The sequence below is a fragment of the Dryocola sp. LX212 genome, assembly GCA_041504365.1.
In the GTDB taxonomy this organism is placed as follows: domain Bacteria; phylum Pseudomonadota; class Gammaproteobacteria; order Enterobacterales; family Enterobacteriaceae; genus Dryocola.
On record CP167917.1, the window covers coordinates 1898828 to 1922163 of the forward strand.

Annotated in this window: 21 protein-coding genes; 11 read left to right on the forward strand and 10 right to left on the reverse strand. The window is 56.5% G+C overall.

From position 1 onward, the window contains the following. Nucleotides 1-58 precede the first annotated feature (58 nt). On the forward strand, nt 59-910 hold the full coding sequence (locus ACA108_09175) for an aldo/keto reductase (protein XEX97642.1): 852 nt from the start codon (nt 59-61) through the stop codon (nt 908-910). Here ACA108_09175 and ACA108_09180 read toward each other — a convergent pair. Together ACA108_09180 and gapA are read right to left on the reverse strand one after the other, a co-directional pair. After that, entirely contained in the window at nt 907-1794 is an 888-nt protein-coding gene (locus ACA108_09180; protein XEX97643.1) for a D-hexose-6-phosphate mutarotase, read from the reverse strand. The two genes, ACA108_09175 and ACA108_09180, sit on opposite strands and share 4 nt — an antisense overlap. Before the next feature lie 80 nt (nt 1795-1874). Next, nucleotides 1875-2870: a glyceraldehyde-3-phosphate dehydrogenase gene (gene gapA, locus ACA108_09185; GenBank protein ID XEX97644.1), complete on the reverse strand. Its 996-nt coding sequence runs from the start codon at nt 2868-2870 to the stop codon at nt 1875-1877. A gap of 345 nt (nt 2871-3215) precedes the next feature. On the opposite strand from gapA, the gene msrB reads away from it, so the two are divergent. Next, nucleotides 3216-3629 carry a peptide-methionine (R)-S-oxide reductase MsrB gene (gene msrB, locus ACA108_09190; GenBank protein ID XEX97645.1) on the forward strand — a complete coding sequence of 138 codons (414 nt, stop codon included), beginning with the start codon at nt 3216-3218 and terminating at the stop codon, nt 3627-3629. 43 nt (nt 3630-3672) lie between these two features. After that, nucleotides 3673-3948 (forward strand): YeaC family protein, encoded by a 276-nt coding sequence (locus ACA108_09195; GenBank protein XEX98063.1) that lies wholly within the window; start codon nt 3673-3675, stop codon nt 3946-3948. Nucleotides 3949-4019: 71 nt separating this feature from the next. On the opposite strand, the gene ACA108_09200 is transcribed toward ACA108_09195, so the two are convergent. The 4 genes from ACA108_09200 to sppA form a co-directional block, all read right to left on the reverse strand. Next, nucleotides 4020-5291: a glycoside hydrolase family 18 protein gene (locus ACA108_09200; protein XEX97646.1), complete on the reverse strand. Its 1272-nt coding sequence runs from the start codon at nt 5289-5291 to the stop codon at nt 4020-4022. 194 nt (nt 5292-5485) lie between these two features. Continuing rightward, a complete protein-coding gene (pncA, locus tag ACA108_09205; GenBank protein ID XEX97647.1) occupies nt 5486-6121 on the reverse strand; it encodes a bifunctional nicotinamidase/pyrazinamidase in 636 nt (211 codons plus the stop codon). A 9-nt stretch (nt 6122-6130) separates the two neighbouring features. Then, nucleotides 6131-7147, reverse strand: a complete 1017-nt coding sequence (gene ansA, locus ACA108_09210; protein XEX97648.1) for an asparaginase — start codon at nt 7145-7147, stop codon at nt 6131-6133. A 92-nt stretch (nt 7148-7239) separates the two neighbouring features. Further along, nucleotides 7240-9090 carry a signal peptide peptidase SppA gene (gene sppA, locus ACA108_09215; GenBank protein ID XEX97649.1) on the reverse strand — a complete coding sequence of 617 codons (1851 nt, stop codon included), beginning with the start codon at nt 9088-9090 and terminating at the stop codon, nt 7240-7242. Between the two features lie 167 nt (nt 9091-9257). Between sppA and ACA108_09220 the strand changes: the two genes are divergently transcribed. The 6 genes from ACA108_09220 (at nt 9258) to ACA108_09245 (ending at nt 14376) form a co-directional block, all read left to right on the forward strand. Beyond that, on the forward strand, nt 9258-9809 hold the full coding sequence (locus ACA108_09220; GenBank protein ID XEX97650.1) for an NAD(P)H nitroreductase: 552 nt from the start codon (nt 9258-9260) through the stop codon (nt 9807-9809). Nucleotides 9810-9927: 118 nt separating this feature from the next. Further along, nucleotides 9928-10971 (forward strand): selenide, water dikinase SelD, encoded by a 1044-nt coding sequence (gene selD / locus ACA108_09225; GenBank protein ID XEX97651.1) that lies wholly within the window; start codon nt 9928-9930, stop codon nt 10969-10971. A 4-nt stretch (nt 10972-10975) separates the two neighbouring features. Continuing rightward, the gene (locus ACA108_09230) at nt 10976-12964 is read left to right on the forward strand and encodes a DNA topoisomerase III (protein XEX97652.1); all 1989 of its coding nucleotides are present in this window, start codon (nt 10976-10978) and stop codon (nt 12962-12964) included. Continuing rightward, entirely contained in the window at nt 12930-13172 is a 243-nt protein-coding gene (locus tag ACA108_09235) for a DUF1496 domain-containing protein (GenBank protein ID XEX98064.1), read from the forward strand. Before ACA108_09230 ends, ACA108_09235 begins: the two co-directional genes overlap by 35 nt. 15 nt (nt 13173-13187) lie before the next feature. Then, a complete protein-coding gene (locus tag ACA108_09240; protein ID XEX97653.1) occupies nt 13188-13760 on the forward strand; it encodes a carboxymuconolactone decarboxylase family protein in 573 nt (190 codons plus the stop codon). Beyond that, a complete protein-coding gene (locus ACA108_09245; GenBank protein ID XEX97654.1) occupies nt 13753-14376 on the forward strand; it encodes a CDP-alcohol phosphatidyltransferase family protein in 624 nt (207 codons plus the stop codon). The genes ACA108_09240 and ACA108_09245 overlap by 8 nt, the downstream gene beginning before the upstream one ends. Nucleotides 14377-14411: 35 nt before the next feature. Here ACA108_09245 and treA read toward each other — a convergent pair whose 3' ends face one another. From treA to ACA108_09265, 4 genes are all read right to left on the reverse strand, one after another. Further along, nucleotides 14412-16124: an alpha,alpha-trehalase TreA gene (gene treA / locus ACA108_09250; GenBank protein XEX97655.1), complete on the reverse strand. Its 1713-nt coding sequence runs from the start codon at nt 16122-16124 to the stop codon at nt 14412-14414. A gap of 140 nt (nt 16125-16264) precedes the next feature. Further along, complete coding sequence (locus tag ACA108_09255; protein ID XEX97656.1) at nt 16265-17638, reverse strand: serine/threonine protein kinase; 1374 nt, start codon at nt 17636-17638, stop codon at nt 16265-16267. Nucleotides 17639-17674: 36 nt separating this feature from the next. After that, entirely contained in the window at nt 17675-18625 is a 951-nt protein-coding gene (locus ACA108_09260; protein ID XEX97657.1) for a hypothetical protein, read from the reverse strand. Between the two features lie 124 nt (nt 18626-18749). Beyond that, nucleotides 18750-19244, reverse strand: a complete 495-nt coding sequence (locus ACA108_09265) for an SH3 domain-containing protein (GenBank protein XEX97658.1) — start codon at nt 19242-19244, stop codon at nt 18750-18752. A 799-nt stretch (nt 19245-20043) separates the two neighbouring features. Here ACA108_09265 and ACA108_09270 point away from each other — a divergent pair. After that, nucleotides 20044-21441, forward strand: coding sequence for a diaminobutyrate--2-oxoglutarate transaminase (locus tag ACA108_09270; GenBank protein XEX98065.1), 1398 nt, complete (start codon nt 20044-20046; stop codon nt 21439-21441). After that, the gene (locus tag ACA108_09275) at nt 21441-22913 is read left to right on the forward strand and encodes an aspartate aminotransferase family protein (GenBank protein XEX97659.1); all 1473 of its coding nucleotides are present in this window, start codon (nt 21441-21443) and stop codon (nt 22911-22913) included. Before ACA108_09270 ends, ACA108_09275 begins: the two co-directional genes overlap by 1 nt. Nucleotides 22914-23336 lie beyond the last annotated feature (423 nt).

A 23336-nucleotide genomic window follows, 5' to 3' on the forward strand; every position in this document is an offset into this window, starting at 1 on the left:
TCACGGGGCGCTTTCGCCCCGTTTGCATTATGGTGGTGCAACCGAATAAGGAGGCGTCATGACAAAACAAATTCTCTTTCCTCATGCTCCGGCGTTACCGGCTATCGGCCAGGGAACGTGGTATATGGGTGTTGAACCGTCGAAACGGGCGGATGAAGTCCGTGCGCTGCAAACGGGCATCGATCTGGGCCTGCGGCTGATCGACACGGCGGAAATGTATGCCGACGGTGGCGCGGAGCTGGTTGTTGGTGAGGCCATGGCCGGACGCCGCGACGACGTTTTTCTGGTGTCAAAAGTGTATCCCTGGAACGCGGGCGGGCAACGGGCAGCTGCGGCCTGCGAGGCTAGCCTCAAACGCCTGAAGACCGACTATCTCGACCTCTATCTTCTCCACTGGCGCGGCGATATCCCGCTTGAAGAAACCGTCGTCGCGATGGAAAAGCTAAAGCAGCAGGGCAAAATCCGCCGCTGGGGCGTGTCAAATCTGGACGCCGACGATATGCAGGAATTGCTGGGCATTGAGGGCGGGGGTGAGTGCGCGACTAATCAGGTGCTCTATCATCTGGCTTCACGCGGTATCGAGCATGATTTACTGCCGTGGTGCCAGCAGCACGCTATCCCGGTCATGGCCTATTGCCCGCTGGCCCAGGCAGGCCGCCTGCGTAACGGGTTGTTTAATCACTCCCGCCTCAACGAACTGGCGGCGGAGAAGGGCGTTACTATGGCGCAGCTTCTGCTAGCCTGGGTAATCAGCCACGAGGGCGTGATGGCAATCCCCAAAGCGGGAAGCACCGAACACGTGCGGGAGAATGCCGCGGCGCTGGCGGTTGAACTAAGCAAAGATGAACTGGCGGTGATGGAAAAGGCGTTCCCGGCGCCGGGCCGCAAAACGCCGTTAGATATGGTCTAGCTCTTCTTCGCGATGCGCAGCGTGGCCGCCAGGCGAGAAGGTTTGTCAGCGGTGGCCTTTTGTGACGTTGTCACGCACGCGGTTTCAACGCAGACAAAGGTTTTGTAGCCGTCATCCGGCATATCGCCCATCGAAACGGACAGCGCAGGGCCCGGGTTCCAGCCCACAACGTTGCTCTGATGATGGTGCACAACGTCGATGGTGCGTTTCATGCTGGCGTCGTGGATCACGCTGCAGTCGTCTGCCTCAAGGTAGAGGCGGTCGGTTCGGTCCGGGAAGGTCTGCACGCCGTCGGTCAGCTCGCCTTTCGCGCCGTCCAGCACTTTATCGATGTAGGCCTTGCCGAGGCCGCTGACCTTAACCGCGCTGATATCACCGACGGTGAAATAGGTATGCAGGGCTGCGGTTGTTTCGAACTCACCGTGTGCTTCCAGCTCCATTTCGCAGGTTTTACCGAGTCTGAAACGCGCATACAGCGTAAAGTCGTGCGGCCACAGTTTGCGGCTCTCTTCGCTGTTTTGCAGCTCAAAGGTCAGCGACACGCCGTTTTCATCTTCGTTATGGGCGCTCAGCGTCCACGGCAGATTACGGGCGAAACCGTGCGCTGGCAGATCTTTCTGTTCTGCCGGGCCAAACCACGGCCAGCAAATCGGCACGCCGCCGCGCAGGGCCTTGCCGTGTTTAAACGGCGTGATGTCGCTCAGCCACAGTACTTCTTCCTCACCCGCTGGCTGCCAGGAGAGCAGATGCGCCCCCTGTAAAGCCACGGATGCGCGAACCTGTGGATGGTCGACAACAATCACGTCCAGCTCATCCTGCTTGCGAAGTGAGAGAACCGGAGCGATCTGTTCAATAACCGGAAGGGCAAAAATTTTACTAATCATTGACTCAACCTATATATCGAAAGCGAAAAAAAAAGGCGACCGTGATGGTCGCCCTTATGGAATCAACTGCTCATCTCAACTTATTTAGAGATGTGGGCAATCAGGTCCAGTACTTTGTTTGAGTAGCCAGTTTCGTTGTCGTACCAGGAAACCAGTTTCACGAAGTTGTCGTTCAGTGCGATACCAGCTTTAGCATCGAACACGGAAGTGCAGATTTCGCCGTTGAAGTCAGTAGAAACAACGTCGTCTTCGGTGTAACCCAGAACGCCTTTCATTGGGCCTTCAGAAGCCGCTTTGATTGCTTTCTTGATTTCTTCGTAAGACGCTGCTTTTTCCAGACGAACGGTCAGGTCAACAACAGACACGTTTGGAGTTGGAACGCGGAACGCCATACCGGTGATTTTGCCGTTCAGCTCTGGCAGAACAACGCCTACAGCTTTAGCAGCACCGGTAGAAGAAGGGATGATGTTCTGAGCTGCGCCGCGGCCGCCGCGCCAGTCTTTGTGAGACGGGCCATCAACAGTTTTCTGAGTTGCGGTGGTTGCGTGAACGGTAGTCATCAGACCTTCAACGATACCGAAGTTGTCGTTGATAACTTTAGCCAGTGGAGCCAGGCAGTTAGTGGTGCAAGATGCGTTAGAAACGATGTCCTGACCTTCGTACTTATCGAAGTTAGCGCCTTTAACGAACATTGGCGTTTTGTCTTTAGAAGGACCAGTCAGAACAACTTTCTTAGCGCCAGCAGTGATGTGCTTACGAGCAGTTTCGTCAGTCAGGAACAGACCCGTTGCTTCTGCAACAACGTCAACGTTGACTTCGTTCCACTTCAGGTTAGCCGGGTCACGTTCTGCGGTAACACGGATAGTTTTGCCGTTAACAACCAGGTGGCCGTCTTTCACTTCTACAGTACCGTTGAAACGACCGTGAGTGGAGTCGTACTTCAGCATGTAAGCCATGTAGTCTGCGTCTAACAGATCGTTGATTGCAACGATTTCGATGTCAGAACGTTCCTGAGCAGCACGGAAAACAATACGGCCGATACGGCCAAAACCGTTGATACCTACTTTGATAGTCATATATTCCACCAGCTATTTGTTAGTGAATAAAAGGTTGGCTGTAAAATTACAAAAACCTTACGCAGCGTCAAGCGGAATCGTGTCAATCATTGCGACAAATCAATCATCGGAGCAGCAATTGTACGATAAAACCGCTTCACGTTTCCCTTTGAGCTTCTAAGCACATGGGGGCAGTTTTGAGCATTTTAAAGGGCATCAGAAACAAAAATGTGACTGCGATCACATATGATGCCGGGCCAGAAATTCAGGGCTAAGTTTAGATCAAAAAGCCGCGCGGTGTTGTTAATTTTTTGTTAGAATCATACTGTTATCAGTAACAGTTGCAACCGCATGAGAGCTACGCCCATGGCTAACCAATTACCTCCTGATTCAGCGAAGAAAAATCTCAATGAGATGCAGTTTTACGTTACCCAGAAACATGGCACCGAGCCGCCATTTTCCGGGCGGCTGCTGCACAACAAGCGGGAAGGCGTTTACCACTGCCTGGTCTGCGACGCGCCGCTGTTTATGTCCGACTCGAAATATGACTCGGGCTGCGGCTGGCCCAGCTTCTACGAGCCGGTCAGCGAGACGGCTATCACCTACATCAAAGACTTTTCCCACGGCATGGAGCGGGTCGAAATTCGCTGTGGAAACTGTGAAGCGCACCTGGGACACGTTTTCCCCGACGGCCCGCAGCCTACGGGTGAGCGCTACTGCGTCAACTCCGCCTCGCTGAGCTTCACCGACGAGGAAAACGGCGAGCAGACTGAAGGTTGAAGAATCGATTCAGCAAATTATTCCACAGGAAGCGTAAATCATGATGAATCTGGACGAAATGTTGGCATCGATGACCCCGGAAGTGTATCAGCGGCTGATGACCGCCGTTGAAACGGGAAAATGGCCGGACGGCGTGGTGCTGACTCCGGAACAGAAAGAGAACAGCATGCAGCTGGTGATGATGTGGCAGACACGCCATAACAGCGATCCGCAGCATATGACCATCGGCACCGACGGCAACATCGTGATGAAGAGCAAGCAGCAGCTGAAGGCGGAATTCGGCATTGAGCCTGCGCCGATTGTGACGGTAAAGCTGTAGCGTTTTATAGGTGGATGAATCCCCCAAGTGTTTAAACCCTCTCCCGAAGCGGAGAGGGTTTAGTTTAACGGTCAGTGTTTTGTCTTAATCCCCAGCGTTTCCGCAAGCTGCTTCGCCAGCTGATTATTATCGTCCGCGCCATACTCCCAGAACATCGCACCACCTAAACCTTTACTCTTGATGTACTCGCCTTTAATTGCCACCGATTTTGGATTCTCGTATGAGATAGCAAACAGATCTTTGCCGTCGGCAGACTTCATGGTCAGGTAAGGGACTTTTGCGTCGTCATCCCACCGCTCGGTAAAGCGCTTCTGCGGATCGTTGAGCAGTTTGCTGACGATGTCGTTGTACTTGAAGTAGCTGTCTTTGGTGAGGTCTAATCCGAATGCAGAGAAAACAGCCCTTTCTGGTGCGCCGAACCAGGGCTGGGTAACCGGATGTTTGGCGGCATCAGCCTTGTCCCAGTCAATGCCAGGCTCCGTGGCGCGTTTGGGTACGCGACCATAGAAGCCAATCCCCAGATTCATCTGCGAAGGCTTCAGACCAGCGGCCAGATAGTTGTTTACCACGAAATCAGCGCTGTATTTATCCGCAGCGGCGACGGTCGGCCAGGCTTTCGAATCGAACAGATTAGAGTTGAAATACTGCGTGCCGTACGCCATGTCGTAGGTCATCAGGTTGATGTAGTCCAGCGCGGGCGCAATGGCCTTCACGTCGACCCACTCTTTAGGGCTCTGTACGTTGGCCCCGACGGCGATGGTCAGTAGTTTTTGTTTGCCTAAAGCCTGGCGCAGCTCGTTGAGCAGGGCGGTGAAGTTGTCGCGGTCGGCTTTGGTTGCGTCCACCAGCCCCCAAGCGCCATTAATCGGGTACTCCCAGTCCAGATCGATGCCATCCAGGCCATATTGATTAATGACGTCCTGTGCGGACCTGATAAACACTGCCCGGCTTTCCGGCGTGGCGGCCGCACCGGAGAAGCCCCGGGCGCCCCAGCCTCCGACCGACAGCAGGACCTTCAGCTGCGGGTTCTGATTACGCAGCTGCGGCACTTTTTGCAGATCGGACATCACTTTTGGCGACAGCAAGATCTGGTGCAGCTTCGCGGCATCCTTCAGGGCGACGTTGGTTTCGCCTTTCTCGTTGTTATAAATCAGTCCAAACGAGTAATTAAGGTGGGTTATCTGACGGACGTCAAGCTTGTCGATATCGCCGCCGGGACCGGCGGTAACGTCGCCGCCGCCGTTGAAGTAGCCGACGGAAAGATAGTTTTCTGCCTGGGCCGCGCTGGCCCAGACGAGTTGCATGACTGCCAGCAGCGGCAGCAGCTTGCGCGTGAATTTCATAGCGGTTCCTCTTTGACGGGCAATACAGGAAAACCTGCTCACATCGGGGATCCACAACGAGCAGGTTAAAATCAGCTAAAGCGCTGAATAAATAAGCAAGATTATTATGAGAGCGCTCTCATTCAAGCGCGAGGAAAGAAAGTTAAAAATGAGAGCGGCGTCGAAAAGTAACCGGGCGCGGCTGCGCCCATAATTTACTGGCAGAAGAAATCAGAGAGGGTCATCAGCCCCGCGCCCGCGGCGGACATATCCTGAAAGGCGAGCAGGCTGTCCTGCGGGGAGATGTTCACGCCACGGCAGCCATCGGTAATGACCGTGACCTCGTATCCGAGATCGAGCGCGTCCAGCACCGTGAATTTCACACAGTAGTCGGTGGCGAGGCCAAGTATAGCCAGCGCTGAAACGCCGCGCTCGCGCAGCCAGGCATCGAGGCCCGTTTTCTGACGGCGACCGTTATCAAAAAATGCGCTGTAGCTGTCGATGGCAGGGTTTTCACCCTTGTGAAAGATTGCATCGATGCTTTCCGCGTTCAACAGCGGATGAAGGGCCGCGCCATCGCCGTTCTGGATACAGTGATCCGGCCACCAGGTCTGGGGATAGCCGTCCAGTTCGCCCTGCGTATACGGCTCTGTGGCCTGCACGCTGGCAAAGCTGCCGTGGTTCGCCGGATGCCAGTCCTGGGAGGCGATAACCAGTTCGCCACGGGCTTTCGCGTAATCGATCATCGCGTTAGCCACGTCGATGGTGCTGTCGCCTTCCGGCACGGCCAGCGCGCCGCCCGCGCAGAAATCATTCTGCAAATCGACCAGTAACAATGCACGCTTATTCATAGGCTCTCCTCACTCGTCCGGCGTCAGTTCGCCACGCAGGTTGCAGGACATTGCTTCGCGGATGGCTTGTACGTCCAGCCCCTGGCTAAGCAGATAGTGCAGTTTAGTCAGCGTGGCTTCCACCGTCATATCATAGCCGCTAATCACTCCCGCCTGGGCCAGCGCGTTGCCCGTAGCGTAACCGCCCATATTCACCTTTCCGGACATGCACTGGGTCAGGTTAACCACCACAATGCCCCGCGAGCAAGCTTCCTGAAGCTCTTTCAGAAACGCGCCGTGCTGGGGCGCATTGCCCACGCCGTAGGAGCGAAGGATCAGAGCTTTGACCGGCTGGCGCAGGAAGTTACCCACCACGTCGGCGGAAATCCCAGGATAAATGGTCACCACGCCAATCGGCTGCGGCGTAATAGGGTGAACGATTAGCTCACCCTCACCGTGCGGCGCAGCGGGGGTATTAAGACGGCGAATATGAATGCCTGCTTCCAGCAGCGGAGCGAGGTTCGGGGAGGCGAAGGCGTCAAAACCGTCGGCATGGGCTTTGGTGGTGCGGTTCCCGCGATAGAGACGGTTATTGAAGAACAGCGTCACTTCGTTGATCGGGAAATTGGCCGCCACGTACAGAGAGTTCAACAGATTGATCTGCCCGTCGGAACGCAGCTCCGCCAGCGGGATTTGCGATCCGGTGACGATAACCGGCTTGCTGAGGTTCTCCAGCATAAACGACAGGGCCGAGGCGGTGAACGCCATGGTGTCCGTACCGTGCAGGATCACGAAGCCGTCGTACTCGTCGTAATGGGCTTTAATGTCGTCGGCGATATGCTGCCAGTCTTCCGGCGTCATGTCCGAGGAGTCCATCAGCGGCTGGTATTCATGAATGGTGAAGTCGGGCATCTCCTGGCGATGAAATTCAGGCATCAGCGCCAGCTGGCGCTGGAGATGGCCGGAGACCGGAATATAGCCGTGTTCGGAGCGCTGCATACCGATGGTACCGCCGGTATAGGCAACGTAGATGGATTTTTTTTGCATGAGTGGACTCAGGGCTTTTTACATTATGGGGCGCAGTATAAGGGGCTGGTGGGAAAAAATCAGCCCGGCGATTGCCGGGCTGAAATTAATGCTTACCTTACATCTCCGCAGGTGAGGCAGAAGGCGTAGCGGTTTTGCGGATCGTTCAGGGTGCCGAACTTGTCGTTCTGCGCTTTCACCGCCAGCGCTGCGTTCGCCAACGGGGCAGGCAGATAAGCCTGAATCGCCTCCGGCAGCATGGCGCGCACTGAGCCGTTCATGCTGTTAAACACCATGTCCACGAAGCTCGGGTCATCCTGCCAGAAGTCCAGATGCCAGCTTTTCAGCTTCGCCAGCTCGGCCGCTTTGGCAACGGCGTCGTCGAAGTCGCCAAGGCTGTCCACCAGGCCGTTAGCTTTCGCGTCCTGACCGGTCCAGACGTGGCCCTGGGCTATCTGGTCGATTTGCTCTGGGGTTTTCTTACGGGACTCGGCGACCAGGCCGATAAAGCGTTTGTAGCCGTTTTCAATGGTCAGCTGCATCATTTGCCCGACTTCCGGCGGCAGCGCTTTGGTGACCGCAACGTCTGCCAGCGGCGACGTTGACACGCCGTCGGTATGCACGCCAATGCTGTCCAGGGAGTTCTCCACGGTGTTAATCACGCCAAAGATCCCGATTGAACCAGTCAGAGTGCTTGGGTTAGCCACGATGTAGTTCGCAGGCGTTGAAATCCAGTAGCCGCCTGAGGCCGCCATGCCGCCCATAGAAACAACGATAGGTTTACCCGCCTCACGCGCTGCGGCTAGCTCTTCGCGGATAACCTCTGAGGCGGATACGCTACCGCCAGGGCTGTTAACGCGAAGGACAATGGCTTTCACTTTTGGATCCAGGCGCGCTTCGCGAATTTGCATCGCAGTGGTGTCGCCGCCGACCTGGCCCGGCGTTTCTTCGCCGTCCATGATGGCGCCGTTGGCGAAGATCACCGCGATGGAGCCGCCCTGGTCAGGCGCTTTCTTCACCTGATAGTCGTACATGCTGGTGTAGCTGAAGTCTTTGTTCTCTTTGCTCCAGCCGAACTGCTTGATCAGCGCTTTGTCGACGGTAGCGCCGGACGCCAGCTCATCAACCAGTTTACTGTTCAGCGCGTATTTCGCCGTATCGCCACCGAGTTTAGTCAGGTTATCCAGCAGGCCCTGCGCCCCTGGGAACGCCTGCTCAGGGGTGATCTGGCGGTTAGCGGCGATAGTACCGATATAATTCTGCCACAGCTCGCCAATCCAGCGGCTGTCCGCCTCGCGGGCGGCAGGGGACATATCATCACGAATATAAGGCTCAACGGCTGATTTGTAGGTGCCCACACGGAAGATATGCGTGGAGACTTTCAGCTTATCCAGCAGGGATTTGTAGTAGAGCGAGTTGGTAGCAAACCCGTGCAGGTCGACCATACCCTGCGGCGACAACCAGATTTTATTGGCGAAGCTGGCGAGGTAATACTGGCTCTGGTTGTAGCTGTCGCCCGTGGCGTAGACCGGTTTACCGCTGTCGCGGAACTCGCGCAGTGCTTTGCCGATATACTGCATCGAAGGCTGATCTGCCCCGGCGAATTCTTTCAGATCCAGCACGATGCCGGTGATATTGCGGTCGTCTTTCGCCTGGCGAATCGCATCCACGATATCAAACAGGGAATTTTCCTGCAGACGGTCGGAGCTGGCCCCGAGCAGCTGGCGGCCAATGACGCCGAGCTTATTGTTCACCGACGGCTTATCGACCACCACGCCGGTAATATCCAGCAGTAGCGCGCCGCGGGACGGCTCGGAAGAGGTGCTGCTCACCTGCAGCCAGATGCCGACGCCAACCAGCACCAGCAGGATCAGGAACATATTGAGAATGAATTCTCGGATGAAATTAAGCAGACGCCATGTCCACTTGAAAAAACCGGCAATAAAACGCCCCAGGGTACGCATGTCTTCTCCGTCGCCGTCTGAATCCAGGACTGTCCAGAATGACAGCCAAAGTGACCGCTATCCTAAATAGCCCTCGGACAAAAGTCAGCAGGAATTCGGCCCGGCGCTGTAACAAAAAGCACGGGCGTGTTAATTTTGTGAATGAAAATCACTACAGGAGTTACCTAATGGATGCACTCGAACTACTGCTAAATCGCCGCAGCGCCTCACGACTGAGCGAGCCAGCCCCGGCGGGTGAAACGCTGGAAAACATTTTCCGCGCCGGTATGCGTGCGCCCGATCACGGCACATTAAAGCCGTGGCGCTTCATCGTGATTGAAGGCGAGGGCCGCGAACGGTTCAGTAAAGTGCTGGAAGCCGCCGCCGTTGCCGAAGAGTTGGACGAGAAGGGTATAGAGAAAGCGCGCACCGCGCCGTTCCGTGCGCCACTGATCCTGGCCGTAGTCGCCCACTGCGATGACGAGCACAAAGTTCCGGTCTGGGAGCAGGTTGTCTCTGCGGGCTGTGCCGTCATGGCGATGCAGATGGCCGCGGTGGCCCAGGGCTTTAACGGTATATGGCGCACCGGGCTGTGGACCGAAAGCGAAGCGGTTCGCGAAGCTCTTCACTGCCGCGAGCAGGACGAGGTTGTCGGCTTCCTCTATCTGGGCACCCCGCAGCTGAAAGCCTCCACTACCATTTCCGTGCCGGATACCACACCATTCGTGCGGCATTTCTGAGCAATTAACGCAAAGCTGTCTGGATTGTGAGCGAAAGCAGCGCAATTCAGACACACACACTTACTACTCCTTGATTTGAGCGCTAACATAGAGCGATTGCCAATGACAGGAGATGTCCATGAGTGAGCAAACCGTTCGTTTAACGCAGTACAGCCACGGTGCCGGATGCGGCTGTAAAATTTCCCCGAAGGTGCTGCAAACTATTCTGCAGTCGGAGCAGGCGAAGTTTGTCGACCCGAACCTGCTGGTGGGGAACGAAACCAGCGACGACGCGGCGGTTTACGATCTGGGCAACGGTACCTGTGTCATCAGCACCACTGACTTCTTTATGCCAATCGTGGATGACCCGTTTGACTTCGGGCGCATCGCGGCGACAAACGCCATCAGCGATATCTACGCCATGGGCGGCAAACCGATTATGGCGATTGCTATTCTTGGCTGGCCTGTGAATACCCTCGCACCGGAAATCGCCCGTAAAGTCATTGAAGGCGGACGTTTTGTCTGCCAGCAGGCGGGGATTTCCCTGGCGGGTGGGCATTCCATCGACGCACCGGAGCCGATTTTTGGCCTTGCTGTTACCGGCATTGTGCCGACAGACCGCGTGAAGAAAAACAGCTCGGCGGAAGCGGGCTGCAAGCTCTATCTCACCAAGCCGCTGGGCATTGGCGTGCTGACCACCGCTGAGAAAAAATCCCTGCTCAAACCCGAACATTATGGCCTTGCCGCCGAAGTGATGTGCCAGCTCAACAAGCCCGGCGCGGAGTTTGCCGACATCGAAGGCGTTACGGCGATGACGGACGTGACCGGCTTCGGGCTGCTGGGCCACCTCAGTGAAATGTGTCAGGGGGCGGGCGTTCAGGCGGAGGTGTGGTTCGATAAGGTGCCAAAACTGCCGGATGTCGAAGCGTACATCGCCCAGGGCTGCGTGCCGGGCGGCACCGGTCGTAACTTCGCCAGCTATGGCCACCTGATGGGAGAGATGTCCGATGCGCATCGCGATCTGCTTTGCGACCCCCAGACCTCCGGCGGGCTGCTGCTGGCCGTTCGTGAAGATGCCGAACGGGCCGTTGCCGCCGTGGCAGAGAAAAATGGCATCAAACTTACCGCCATAGGCGAACTGAAAACCGCCCGTGCGGGACGACCGATGATCGAGATCCTGTAATCTCATGCGGCTGTTTATTGCGGAAAAACCGAGCCTGGCGCGTGCGATAGCGGACGTGCTGCCTAAGCCCCACCGTCGAGGTGATGGCTTTATCGAGTGCGGCAACGGGCAGGTGGTCACCTGGTGTATCGGCCACCTGCTGGAGCAGGCGCAGCCGGACGCCTACGACGGGCGCTATGCGCGCTGGAATCTTGCCGACCTGCCCATCGTGCCGGAAAAGTGGCAGCTGCAGCCTCGTCCTTCGGTCACCAAACAGCTCAATGCCATCCGCAGGCTGCTGGATCAGGCTACCGAAGTGGTTCACGCAGGTGACCCGGATCGCGAAGGGCAGCTGCTGGTGGATGAAGTGCTGGATTATCTCCAGCTTCCGCCTGAAAAGCGCCAGCAGGTGCAGCGCTGCCTGATTAACGACCTCAACCCGCAGGCCGTAGAGCGCGCCATTTCCCGCCTGCGTTCCAACAGCGAATTCATCCCGCTTTGTGTCTCTGCCCTGGCGCGCGCCCGGGCGGACTGGCTTTACGGTATCAATATGACCCGCGCTTACACCATTCTTGGGCGCAACGCGGGCTACCAGGGCGTGCTGTCCGTTGGGCGCGTGCAGACGCCGGTGCTGGGCCTGGTGGTGCGGCGCGACGAAGAGATTGAAAACTTTGTTGCGAAAGACTTCTTCGAAGTAAAAGCCCATATCGTCACCCCGGCAGACGAACGTTTTGTGGCGACCTGGATCCCCAGCGAATCCTGCGAGCCCTACCAGGATGAAGAGGGGCGTTTATTACACCGTCCGCTTGCCGAGCACGTCGTTAACCGCATTGGCGGGCAGCCCGCCATTGTCACCGCCTATAACGATAAACGGGAATCCGAAGTGGCACCGCTGCCGTTTTCCCTCTCCAGCCTGCAAATCGAAGCGGCGAAGCGCTTCGGCCTCAGCGCGCAAAACGTGCTCGACGTCTGCCAGAAGCTGTACGAAACCCACAAGCTGATCACTTACCCGCGCTCCGACTGCCGTTATCTGCCGGAAGAGCATTACGCCGGGCGGCATTCGGTGCTGAACGCCATCAGCGTGCATCAGCCAGATTTGCTGCCGCAGCCTGCGGTGGACACCGATATTCGCAACCGCTGCTGGGATGACAAAAAAGTTGATGCCCACCATGCGATTATCCCGACGGCGCGCAGCTCCCGCGTCTCGCTGACGGAAAATGAAGCTAAAGTTTATAACCTGGTTGCCCGACAATACTTAATGCAGTTCTGCGCCGATGCGGTGTTCCGCAAATGCACCATCGATCTGGACATCGCGGGCGGCAAGTTCAACGCCAAAGCGAGATTCCTGGCCGAGGCTGGCTGGCGCACGCTGCTGGGCAACAAAGAGCGCGACGAGGAAAACGACGGCACCCCGCTGCCGGTCGTCGCTAAAGGGGACGAGCTGCTGTGCGAGAAGGGGGAGGTGGTGGAACGACAAACCCAGCCGCCGCGCCATTTCACAGACGCCACGCTGCTTTCGGCCATGACCGGCATTGCCCGTTTTGTGCAGGATAAAGATCTGAAGAAGATCCTGCGCGCAACGGATGGCCTGGGTACGGAAGCTACGCGCGCGGGGATTATAGAACTGCTGTTCAAGCGCTCCTTCCTGGTGAAAAAAGGGCGCTATATTATCTCCACCCCTCCGGGACGAGCACTGATTCACTCCCTGCCCGAGCTGGCCGCAAGACCAGATATGACTGCGCACTGGGAATCAACGCTAACGCAAATCAGTGAAAAGCAGTGCCGCTATCAGGACTTTATGCAGCCGCTGGTGAATACGCTTTATGAGCTGATTCACCAGGCCAGAACGACCCCGGTCCGTCATGCCTTCAAAGGTATAAAAGCACCGGAAGACAATAAAAAATCCCGCAAAAGCTGGGCAAAAAAAGAGGGAAGTGAGGATGCGAACAAAAAGCCTGCTCGTCGGCGTCGCGGCGCTGATGGTGAGCCTGCCGGGGATGGCGCAGCGTCTTGATTCACAGCTTGACATCAACGTCCCGCCGGAGGTTTTCACCAACCAGACTCAGCGCGCGCAGCCGTGTAGCCAGTGCTGTATCTATGAAGATAAAAACTATTCCGAAGGTGCGGTGGTAAAAGCCGAGGGCGGTGTCCTGCTGCAGTGCCAGCGGGATGATAAAACGCTGAGTACCAACCCGCTGGTCTGGCGTCGCGTAAAACCCTGAGAGCCGTGCTGAATCATGACAAATAAATCCCCGTGGGTGGCGCCGCTTAACAAGCTGTCCGCGAGCCTGCGCCCGATTGTGACCATGCAGGAAAAGCATTTTGGCGCGGTGCTGAACCCCACCCGCTGGTGGGGGCGTTCCCCGTACCTCTTCTGGCTGATCGCGCTGTTTGTCGGCTTCCTTGAGCGTCGCCGCGCGAAGATCGACGCTGTCACCCGCTCGCTGGTGATGACCCGCGTGTCCCAGCGGTGCTGCTGTGCGTTCTGCATTGATGCCAACAGCCTGCGGCTCGCAGAGCGCAGCGGGTCGATGGACAAAGTGCTGGCGGTGGCGAACTGGCCGCAGGAGACGCTGTTCAGCGAGCGTGAACGCGCCGTGCTGGCCTATGCGGACGCTATGACCGCTACGCCGCCCGCGATCGGTGATGAACTGAAAGCCACGCTTAAAACCCATTTCGATGACAAGGCGATTACCGAACTGACCGCCCTGATCGCTTTTCAGAATCTCTCCGCTCGGTTTAACGCGGCGCTGGATATTCCCGCTCAGGGCCTTTGCGTGCCGAACGGCGGGGAAAAGCGCAATGTTTGACAGTTACCTGCATCCACGCATTAAGCCCGCGCTTAACCAGATGGTGAGCGTCCTGGATAAACCCTCCGTTACCCCTGATGGCTTAACGCTGTTCGGCTTCGCCGTTGGCGTGCTGGCGCTGCCGTTTCTGGCACTACAGTGGTATGGCGCAGCGCTGGCGGTCATTCTGCTTAATCGCTTATTTGACGGTCTGGATGGAGCGCTGGCCAGAAGACGAGGGCTGACGGATGCGGGGGGCTTTCTTGATATCGCGCTAGATTTTCTGTTCTACGCGCTGGTGCCGTTCGGCTTTATCCTTGCGGACCCGGTACACAACGCCGTGGCGGGCGGCTGGCTGCTGTTTGCGTTTATCGGGACCGGCAGCAGCTTCCTGGCCTTTGCAGCGGTCGCGCAAAAGCACAGCCTGGAGAACCCCGGCTATGCGCACAAGTCGTTTTACTATCTGGGAGGCCTGACCGAAGGCACAGAAACCCTCGCGCTGTTTGTGCTGGCGTGCCTACTGCCGGAGGCCTTTGTCTGGCTGGCATGGGGGTTTGGCGCGCTGTGCTGGATGACGACGTTGACCCGCATATGGAGTGGCTACCAGACGCTGAAAAGGGTGGTTAAGCCTGACTAAAATGTCGGATGAGCAGGCTCTCCCACCCTGTGAGGTTATTGGACTGCTTTCACAGGTTCGGCATTCGTCACCGGCCCCGGTGTTGCAGAGGGCAGCTTATCCGGCGTCGAATCACACGGTTTTTCTTTACCGCACAGCATATCCAGCATTTTCAGCGTTACGCCGTTAGTCCAGCCGAAGCCGTCCTGAAGCGGATATTCACCGCCACCGCCGCCGGTCCCGGTGGTTGATACATCGTATTTCTCCACCAGTTTTTGCTCGCGGTTATAGGTGTGCTGCACGTTGGTCAGGAATCGCCAAGTGACCTCCATGGCCAGATCTTTATGACCATAATTTTGCAGCCCTTCGGTTGCCACCCACTGCAGCGGCGCCCAGCCGTTTGGCGCATCCCACTGCTGACCAGACTTCACGTTGGTGGTGGCAAGACCGCCTGCTTTGAGGAGCTGAGCGCGCGTTGCCGTCGCCATTTTATCGGCGCGCTCTTTCGAGGCTACGTGCACGTAGAGCGGGAACAGCGCGGCGGCAGTCAGCTGGCTGCGTACGGCGTTACGTTTAAGATCGTAATCCGCATACCAGCCCTCTCTCGCGTTCCACATATTAGCTTCGATAGCCTTCTGGCGGTCGTCCGCCAGCTTCTGGTATTTCGCCGCTGCGACATCTTCCTTCGCCACCTGGCTGGCGTGGGCCAGCGTTTTCTCGAGCTGATACATCAAAGCATTCAGATCCACCGGCGCGATGGTTGTGGTGCGGATCGAGCCGAGCTGCTCAGGGTTGTCCATCCAGCGCGAGCTGAAGTCCCAGCCGGATGCCGCGCCCGCGCGCAGATCGCGATAGATTTCAGTGGCGGGGCGGTTGGGGTTGTTCTTCGCCGTGGTGACATCGTCGAGGTAAGATTCGGTACGCGGCGTATCCCGGTCATCCCAGTAGCGGTTGAGGATTGCCCCGTCTTTAAGTTTGACTACCCGCTTGTTCGCCTGGCCTGCGGTCAGCGCATCGCTGCCTTCCATCCAGTATGCGTATTCCTGTTTGAGCTGCGGCAGGTACTTGCTGTAAACCTCGTCGCCGCTGTGGCTGGCGAGCAGCTCAACCATAAACGCGAAGAACGGCGGCTGGGAGCGGCTCAGGTAATAGCTGCGGTTACCGTTAGGGATATGGCCCCAGGTGTCTATTTCACTTGCAAAGTTATCGGTCATATCCTGCACTTTATCCCAGTGCCCGCTCTCCGCCAGCCCCAGCATGGTGAAATAGCTGTCCCAGTAATAAACTTCGCGGAAACGTCCGCCCGGCACGACGTACGGCTTCGGCAGCGGCAGCAGGGAATCCCACTTACCTGCGCTGTCGGTAGTCCGGGTCAGCACCGGCCACAGCCCGTCGATATGCTCGCGCAGGGTTTGCCCTTTCGGTGGCACGTACTTTTCGCCTTCCTTAGGCAGAATGAAGTTAACCTGCACAAAATGCTTCAGGTCAAAGCCGGACTGATTCCGCTGCATGCGGTAGTCCGCAAGGATCATCAGCGGGTCGCTGTTGGGAACCGCATCGGCGAAGGTTTTCTGATCGGGAAACAGCTTTGCAGTCTGCACATCGGTGAACAGCGGCCCAAGCAGCGCGTCAGGCGGCTGGGGCTGCGTCCGCAGCTGAGGTGTCTCATCGGCGGAAGCCGGAAGGGTAAAGGTGACGAAGGCGCATCCCAGCGCCATCTGAACAGCAAGCAGTAACGTACGCGGACGGCGCAAACCAGGATTTATCATCTATTGTTCTCCTTTGCAGGACCGCAGCGAAAGTTTACTGCGATCAACCATATGAAAACCTTAGACGAATTTCACAGCCGCTGCGTGTCGTCAGGTAGCAAAAGTGAGGAAAGCAGACAAATTACCCTCCTCGCGGCTTGCTATTCCGGCGGGTTTAACAGCCAGGTGCCGGGTTTGTCGACGGACAATGAGGCCGTGCGGGTTTGGCTCTGATTGCGCAGGGTGATGTCGTATTTCCCCGCCGGGAGCTGAAGAATGCCATAGCCGTTTGTAGTGGGAACGTTTTTCTGTGGCTTGCCGTTGACCTCCATCTGGTCGCCATCGTTCAGATGAATGTAAACACGGGCAAGCAGGCTCGCTCCAGCAGGGGCAGTTTTAGCTGCAGGCGCAGATGCGGCGGGTTCAGCTGGGCTTTTCACAGCTTTTGCCGACACATCCGGCGACGAGCGGCCAAAAATCAGCGCGCCGGCAATTACGCCGACGACAACGCCTGCGGCAATTTGTAGCGGGGATTTATAGCGCTTCCATCCGGCGATTGCAGCAACATCCTCTTCTTCTTCCACCGCGACCAGCATCGTCCCAGGCTGTTTTGTCCCCGGCACGTCGCCAGCCTCACCCAACGGGATGTCGGCCAGCGTGGCAAATTCTTCGATGGACTGCGGGCGATCCTCGGGCTTTAGCGAGAGGGCTTTGTCGATAGCCTGCAGCAGGCTGGTGGAATAGCCTTCAATCTGGCTTTGCACCAGCGGCGCGCACGTATCCTGAATACTGCGCGCCACGCTTGCCTGCGGCGTATTACCGGCGATCAGCGTATGGAGGATGGCGCCAAGGGCATAAATATCGGTCCACGGTCCAAGCTGGTTTTCAAGATCTTCGGTGTACTGCTCCAGCGGCGCGAAACCAGGGTGCAGCAGAGTTTTACTCTCGTCGCTCATCCCGCTGACATTGCGGCGTGAGGCGGCAAAATTCAGTAGTAGCGGAATGCCGCTGTCCTGGATCTGAACGCTTTTTAGCGACAGATCGCGGTGAATATACCCGCCGCTGTGCAGCGCCGCGAGGGCACCGCAGAGCATTGGCAGCATGCGGCGCAGCCAGGCTTCATCGATGATTTCAGGCTGTTGCTGTTGCAGCTCCGCAAGGCTGATGCCGCTGTAGAACAGGGTGGCGGTATAGGCCGTTTCGTTAAGCGTCCAGAAGCGCAGCACCTGAAGCAGGTTCGGATGGTTGAAGTGGGCAAGCTGACGCGCTTCCTGAATAAAGCGGTTCAGGCCGGTAGTGAACTCCGTGCTGTCCTGCTTGCTGCGCAGGACCAGGCGCATATCGTCGCTGCGAACGGTTAGTGCGCGGGGCATAAACTCCCGAATTGCTATTGGCCTTTCAAGCTGATGGTCCCAGGCACGGTAGACAATGCCCGTGTTGGTGGAGTCGATGACTTCCTGAATTTCAAACTCGTCAAAGCGATAACCGGGCGGCAGCGCGTCGGGGACACCTGGCGTGTAGTCGTTAACTATCATGATGCCTTCTCTGCTCAAAATTAAAAAGTTTTCGGACTATTTCTGGGCGCGCCATGCGCCGACCGCCGGGTCCCGGAGTTGCGGATGCAGGGAGTCAATCAACAACAGCGTAATGGTTGTGTCGGGCTCCAGCCAGGCCGACCACACCTTGCGGATCTCATTCAGCCGGGTTTGCAGGCGGGACTCATCAAGGGCCATTTCGCGGGGAACTTCGACGGCAATGGTGCCGGTGGTTTGCCAGCCGTTGAGCTCGGGTTTGTAGGGCAGGATCATCCAGCTAAGCGGGGCGTGTTCGTTGCTGACCACCATACGCTCGTTGTTCAGGCTGGTGATAAGCAGCGTATCCGCGTTGGCATTGTTGCTTAAGCCGCTGACCGGGAAGCCGTGAACAAAGGTCATTTCGAGGCGTTTTTCGCCGTTTTTCCCGCTCTGGATGACTTCGCTGCGGCCGTTCAGCCAGCCGCCTTTTTCGCATTTGCCATCGGGAATAAAGAGCGCGGAGGCGTTTTCATCCCCACGCCAGAAAGTGCGCAGATGGCAGCCGTCCTGCAGGGTAAACTCCTGCCACGGCGTGCGGTCAGCCTGGGGCGACATCTCTTTTGCCTGCTCGGCAGAAGAGGTGTTTTCCGTTATGACCGGCGCGACGGTCACCGCCCAGTCGCTGTTTTTCGTGGCCGTGCCGAAGGCAAGGGTGTCACCCTTATCGTCTTCCATTCGCCAGTTAACCAGCTCGATTTTTTCGCACTGGCTTTCCAGCAGCGCGCCCAGACGGGGCATAAAGCTGTTGAGAATTGACGGTGTTTTCTCACCGTTGGCAACAATGCGCAGGGGAAGCTCGGTGTCGCACCAGCTCTGCGGCGAATTATTTTTGATGTTGTCGATCCAGACGTCCAGCTTCTGGGAGGGAGACTGCACAATACGATAATTCCCTGCCCATACGGTTGTTGATGCCAGCAGCAACGCAACGCCTGACAGCCAGAGTTTCATAATAATCCTTGAGCCAAAGTGAATGATGAGTGGGGCGCGGCAGCCGGGCAGAAATGCCGGATGCGCCCCTATATTCTCATGGTAACTGTTTGTTTTAAATCTTTCTTTCTACCAGCCAGGACGACTAATCGATGATCCAGGTGCCGTTGTTGGCGTTCTGGCAGGCTTTACTGGCGTTGTCCACCGCAACACAGGTTGTTTTCTTAGCCGCTTTGCGGGGGCGTGGGCGATCTTTTTTCAGCGTCTGAGCGTACAGCTCACTTTTAACCAGCGCGCGCATCGGCACGTAGCCTGTCAGCTGCTGCTTGTCTTTTTCCGCGATGGCAAGCCACGAATGTTCAACCTGGCCCAGCACGCGATAGGTCTGGCCGTTTTCCAGCTGACCGATAACTTTGCCCCCGAAGTCTGGCTTGCTCAAAATAGATCCCGGATAGAGCGCCCGGTAGTCCGCATCAATCGCCGTGAATTCCGCAGGAGGGGATACGGCATAGCGGTGGGTGAGCGTAACGCCGTTCACCACGCTGGTCACAATGGTGTCATCTGTCATGGTCGGAGGCGGCGCTTTGCAGCCAACGACGCTTGTGACGACAAGGAGGGCTAACAGATTTCGCAATTTCATCGTGACTTTCCCTGAAAATTTTATCGTGTGGGCAGGGAAGTCCTGGCCCGGGATAGAAAATTAAGCGTATGGGTTAAGCATAGTAGTCGTGATTTTACATAGCCTGATTAACAATTCAATGGCGAGATAACATCGCCAGAACATTAAATGAGACGGCTAACAAATCGCGGGAAAAACAGACAATAATAATTCTCCTGCTTCCCACCGCTCCGTCAGCGTGAAAAATCAGCGCAAAAACTCGGTTTTTATACTATCTTGCTGAATAATAGACAGTAAATTGTAGATAAGTCTCACGGAGCCTGCCCTTCAAAAAGCGCATTTTGTCGGTTGGAAAAGTGAACCTGAGGATAATCTTAAATCAATTTTTTATTCCTTTACCGCTAGCCAGAATCCTCGGAATTAAAAGGCCAGCGTTATTTAATTGCTGTGCTAAATAACGTCCCTAATAAAAGAGCAGGAAAGTCACGCCGCACACATTGCGATCGGCAATAGTAGGGAGAAGATAGCGCTATTGCCGGTAAGCAAAAATATTGGCAGGCCGCAGGCAGAATGCTTTTGTGACATTTTTTTACATTCCATATTAATAGCCGTGTAACGCACTTAACGCAGCATGAAAGGCCATATTGTTTATAAACTATTGATACATAACAATTAAATTAATTATTTCGGATTGAAATTAATGATTGAGCCGCAGGGGAAAAGGCTCTATATTGGCCGCGCTTTTCTCACGCTCGTTACTTTTATTTTTCAATTATTCAACTGTGGCGTTACGAATGCCCCCAGTTGTAGGAGTGATATGATGACGGATAAAGTCCGTATTGATACTTTAGGTGCAAATTCATTAAATGGTAACAACGAAGCGTATTTAGCAAGACAGGCTGAATATGAATCGAATGTCAGGAGTTATCCCCGTAAGCTGCCGCTGGCTATAGCCAAAGCCGAAGGCGTCTGGATAACCGATGTTGAGAATAATCACTATCTTGACTGTCTGGCCGGCGCGGGAACGCTGGCGCTGGGTCATAACCACCCTGACGTACTGCAAAGCATCCAAAATGTCCTTACCAGCGGCTTGCCGTTACATACACTGGACCTGACCACCCCCCTGAAAGACCAGTTTTCCGCGTATTTGCTCTCTTTATTACCCAGCCAGGGGAAAGAGTACTGCCTGCAGTTTACCGGCCCAAGCGGTGCGGACGCGGTAGAAGCGGCGCTGAAGCTTGCTAAAAAAGTCACCGGCAGAAGCGGTATCATCAGTTTCTCCGGGGCCTACCATGGCATGACGCACGGCGCGCTGTCCGTCACCGGCAACCTTTCACCCAAAGAAGCCGTCAACGGCATGATGCCGGAAGTGCAGTTTATGCCTTACCCGCACCAGTACCGCTGCCCGCTGGGCATTGGCGGTGAGGCCGGCGTTAAAGCCCTGACCTACTATTTCGAAAATCTGATAGGCGACGTGGAAAGCGGCGTGCGCAAACCTGCGGCGGTTATTCTGGAAGCCGTTCAGGGCGAGGGTGGCGTGAATCCGGCCCCGGTCGAGTGGCTGCAGCGCATCCGTAAGGTGACCCAGCAGCACGGCATTCTGCTGATTATTGACGAGGTTCAGGCTGGCTTCGCGCGTACGGGTAAATTCTTCGCCTTTGAACACGCGGGCATTGAACCTGACATTATCGTGATGTCCAAAGCCGTGGGCGGTGGCCTGCCGCTGGCAGTGCTCGGCATCAAAAAAGCATTCGATGCCTGGGAGCCAGGCCACCACACAGGCACCTTCCGCGGCAACCAGCTGGCGATGGCAACCGGGCTTAAGACATTACAGCTGCTGAAAGATAACAATGTGGCCGACAAAGTGGCGGCGCAGGGTGAATGGTTGAAGGGGAAGCTGGGCGAGCTGCAAAAACGTTATCCGGTTATCGGCCATGTACGCGGCCTGGGCCTGATGATCGGCATCGAGATTGTCAAGCCGTCCGAAGCGCAGGACCACATGGGCAGCTACCCGGCGGACGGCGAGCTGTCGGCGCTGCTGCAGAAGAAATGCTTTGAGTCAGGGCTGATCCTCGAGCGCGGCGGCCGTCACGGCAGCGTGCTGCGCCTGCTGCCTTCTCTGCTCATTACTAATGAAGAGCTGGGTATGTTCCTCGACAAATTCGAGCAGGCAATGCTGGGCGCAGGCCTGAAGCCCGTTGGCGGAGAACAAGCGTAATGTCCGAGCAAAACCCAATTCTTTCCTCTTCACTGCAAAGTATTGAGGCCTATCAGCAGGCCATCGCCCAGAGCAGCGAGGCCGTTGTGCAGTGGCTTAAGCAGCCTGAAATGTATCAGGGTAAGAGCGTTGCTCAGCTGCGCGAGCGCATCATGCTTGACTTCAACCCGCAGGGCCTGGGCAACCAGGCCGCCATCGAACGTGCTGTTGAATACTTTTTAAAGGACAGCCTGTCGGTGCATCACCCGCAGTGCGTTGCCCATCTGCATTGCCCGAGCCTGGTGGTTAGCCAGGCGGCGGAAGTGCTGATCAACGCCACCAACCAGAGCATGGACTCCTGGGACCAGAGCCCGTCGGCCACCCTCATCGAAATGAAGCTGGTCGAGTGGCTGCGTAACCTTGTGGGCTACCGGGCGGGCGACGCGGGCGTCTTCACCAGCGGCGGCACCCAAAGCAACCTGATGGGGCTGATGCTGGCACGCGACGCTTTCTTCGCGCGTCAGGGGCATTCCGTTCAGCAGGACGGGTTGGTGGGCAATCTCAGCAAGATGAAAGTTTTCTGTTCTGAGCACGCCCACTTCTCCGTACAGAAAAATATGGCGCTGCTGGGGCTGGGCTACCAGTCGGTAACGCTGGTCAAAACCGACTGCTTCGCGCGCATGGACATAAGCGACCTTGCCCACAAGCTGGAGCTGGCGAAGGCCAACGGTGAGCACGTCATGGCTATTGTGGCGACGGCGGGTACCACGGATGCCGGAGCGATCGATCCCCTGCGCGATATTGCACGCCTGGCCGCCGAAAACGCTATCTGGGTGCATGTGGATGCGGCATGGGGCGGTGCGCTGCTGCTTTCAGAGCGGTATCGCCACTATCTGGACGGCATCGAGCTGGTAGATTCCATTACGCTCGACTTCCACAAGCAGTTCTTCCAGACCATCAGCTGCGGCGCCTTCCTGCTAAAAGAAGCCCGCCACTACGAGCTGATGCGCTATCAGGCTGCCTACCTCAACTCCGAGTTTGACGAAGAGCAGGGCGTGCCGAACCTCGTGTCGAAATCCTTACAGACCACGCGCCGTTTCGACGCGCTGAAGCTGTGGATGGGGCTGGAGGCGTTGGGCCAGAAGCAGTACGCGGCTATTATTGACCACGGCGTGAGCCTGGCGCAGGACGTGGCTCATTACGTTCACGAGCAGCCAGCGCTTGAACTCGTGATGCAGCCCCAGCTGGCGAGCGTGCTGTTCCGCTATCGCCCGGCTGAATGGCCGCTGGAGAAGAGCGCCGATGTGGCTCTGCTGAACCAGAAAACGGGGGACGCGTTGTTGGAAAGCGGACGGGCCAACGTCGGGGTCACTGTGCATGGCGGGGTGACCTGCCTGAAGCTGACGCTACTGAACCCAACGGTGACGCTGGAGGACATTAAAATCCTGCTGGCGCTGGTTGAGAAAACGGCGCAGCAGATCATGGCGGCGTAGAGCTCTTTAATAGTGGCTTATCCGCTCTACGAGTAGCTTTCACGTAGGGCGGATAAGCTTAGCGTCATCCGCCCTTATTTATTCGCAGCGAGAATTTCGTTTAGCCTCGCCATGCTGGCAAATCTTATTTCACTCCTTTAATCATTAATCATTTCTTAAGCGAAGCTGCTGTTCGGGGCAATCTGCCCGGTGTGGCCAGAGCAGCAGGCTTTAAACCGGGGATCGCGGCGAGTTTTGTCTACAAATAAATAACCGCGAGGCCTGACGGCAAAAACATGTAATCCTGAACGCTGATGACCGCCCGGCTCCAGTGGGGCGACGTTCTTGTATAAGTTTCATGCTGGTCTATGCTCAATTCAGTGATATAGCACCAAAGATCATTGTGTGTGTTTGAAAATTAAAACAAAATCACCCTTTTTCCGG

Excerpts from the sequence above, each read along its gene's own strand:
- ACA108_09175 (XEX97642.1), top strand. The coding sequence starts at position 59 with ATGACAAAACAAATTCTCTTTCCTCATGCTCCGGCGTTACCGGCTATC.
- ACA108_09180 (XEX97643.1), bottom strand. The coding sequence starts at position 1,794 with ATGATTAGTAAAATTTTTGCCCTTCCGGTTATTGAACAGATCGCTCCG.
- gapA (XEX97644.1), bottom strand. The coding sequence starts at position 2,870 with ATGACTATCAAAGTAGGTATCAACGGTTTTGGCCGTATCGGCCGTATT.
- msrB (XEX97645.1), top strand. The coding sequence starts at position 3,216 with ATGGCTAACCAATTACCTCCTGATTCAGCGAAGAAAAATCTCAATGAG.
- ACA108_09195 (XEX98063.1), top strand. The coding sequence starts at position 3,673 with ATGAATCTGGACGAAATGTTGGCATCGATGACCCCGGAAGTGTATCAG.
- ACA108_09200 (XEX97646.1), bottom strand. The coding sequence starts at position 5,291 with ATGAAATTCACGCGCAAGCTGCTGCCGCTGCTGGCAGTCATGCAACTC.
- pncA (XEX97647.1), bottom strand. The coding sequence starts at position 6,121 with ATGAATAAGCGTGCATTGTTACTGGTCGATTTGCAGAATGATTTCTGC.
- ansA (XEX97648.1), bottom strand. The coding sequence starts at position 7,147 with ATGCAAAAAAAATCCATCTACGTTGCCTATACCGGCGGTACCATCGGT.
- sppA (XEX97649.1), bottom strand. The coding sequence starts at position 9,090 with ATGCGTACCCTGGGGCGTTTTATTGCCGGTTTTTTCAAGTGGACATGG.
- ACA108_09220 (XEX97650.1), top strand. The coding sequence starts at position 9,258 with ATGGATGCACTCGAACTACTGCTAAATCGCCGCAGCGCCTCACGACTG.
- selD (XEX97651.1), top strand. The coding sequence starts at position 9,928 with ATGAGTGAGCAAACCGTTCGTTTAACGCAGTACAGCCACGGTGCCGGA.
- ACA108_09230 (XEX97652.1), top strand. The coding sequence starts at position 10,976 with ATGCGGCTGTTTATTGCGGAAAAACCGAGCCTGGCGCGTGCGATAGCG.
- ACA108_09235 (XEX98064.1), top strand. The coding sequence starts at position 12,930 with ATGGTGAGCCTGCCGGGGATGGCGCAGCGTCTTGATTCACAGCTTGAC.
- ACA108_09240 (XEX97653.1), top strand. The coding sequence starts at position 13,188 with ATGACAAATAAATCCCCGTGGGTGGCGCCGCTTAACAAGCTGTCCGCG.
- ACA108_09245 (XEX97654.1), top strand. The coding sequence starts at position 13,753 with ATGTTTGACAGTTACCTGCATCCACGCATTAAGCCCGCGCTTAACCAG.
- treA (XEX97655.1), bottom strand. The coding sequence starts at position 16,124 with ATGATAAATCCTGGTTTGCGCCGTCCGCGTACGTTACTGCTTGCTGTT.
- ACA108_09255 (XEX97656.1), bottom strand. The coding sequence starts at position 17,638 with ATGATAGTTAACGACTACACGCCAGGTGTCCCCGACGCGCTGCCGCCC.
- ACA108_09260 (XEX97657.1), bottom strand. The coding sequence starts at position 18,625 with ATGAAACTCTGGCTGTCAGGCGTTGCGTTGCTGCTGGCATCAACAACC.
- ACA108_09265 (XEX97658.1), bottom strand. The coding sequence starts at position 19,244 with ATGAAATTGCGAAATCTGTTAGCCCTCCTTGTCGTCACAAGCGTCGTT.
- ACA108_09270 (XEX98065.1), top strand. The coding sequence starts at position 20,044 with ATGACGGATAAAGTCCGTATTGATACTTTAGGTGCAAATTCATTAAAT.
- ACA108_09275 (XEX97659.1), top strand. The coding sequence starts at position 21,441 with ATGTCCGAGCAAAACCCAATTCTTTCCTCTTCACTGCAAAGTATTGAG.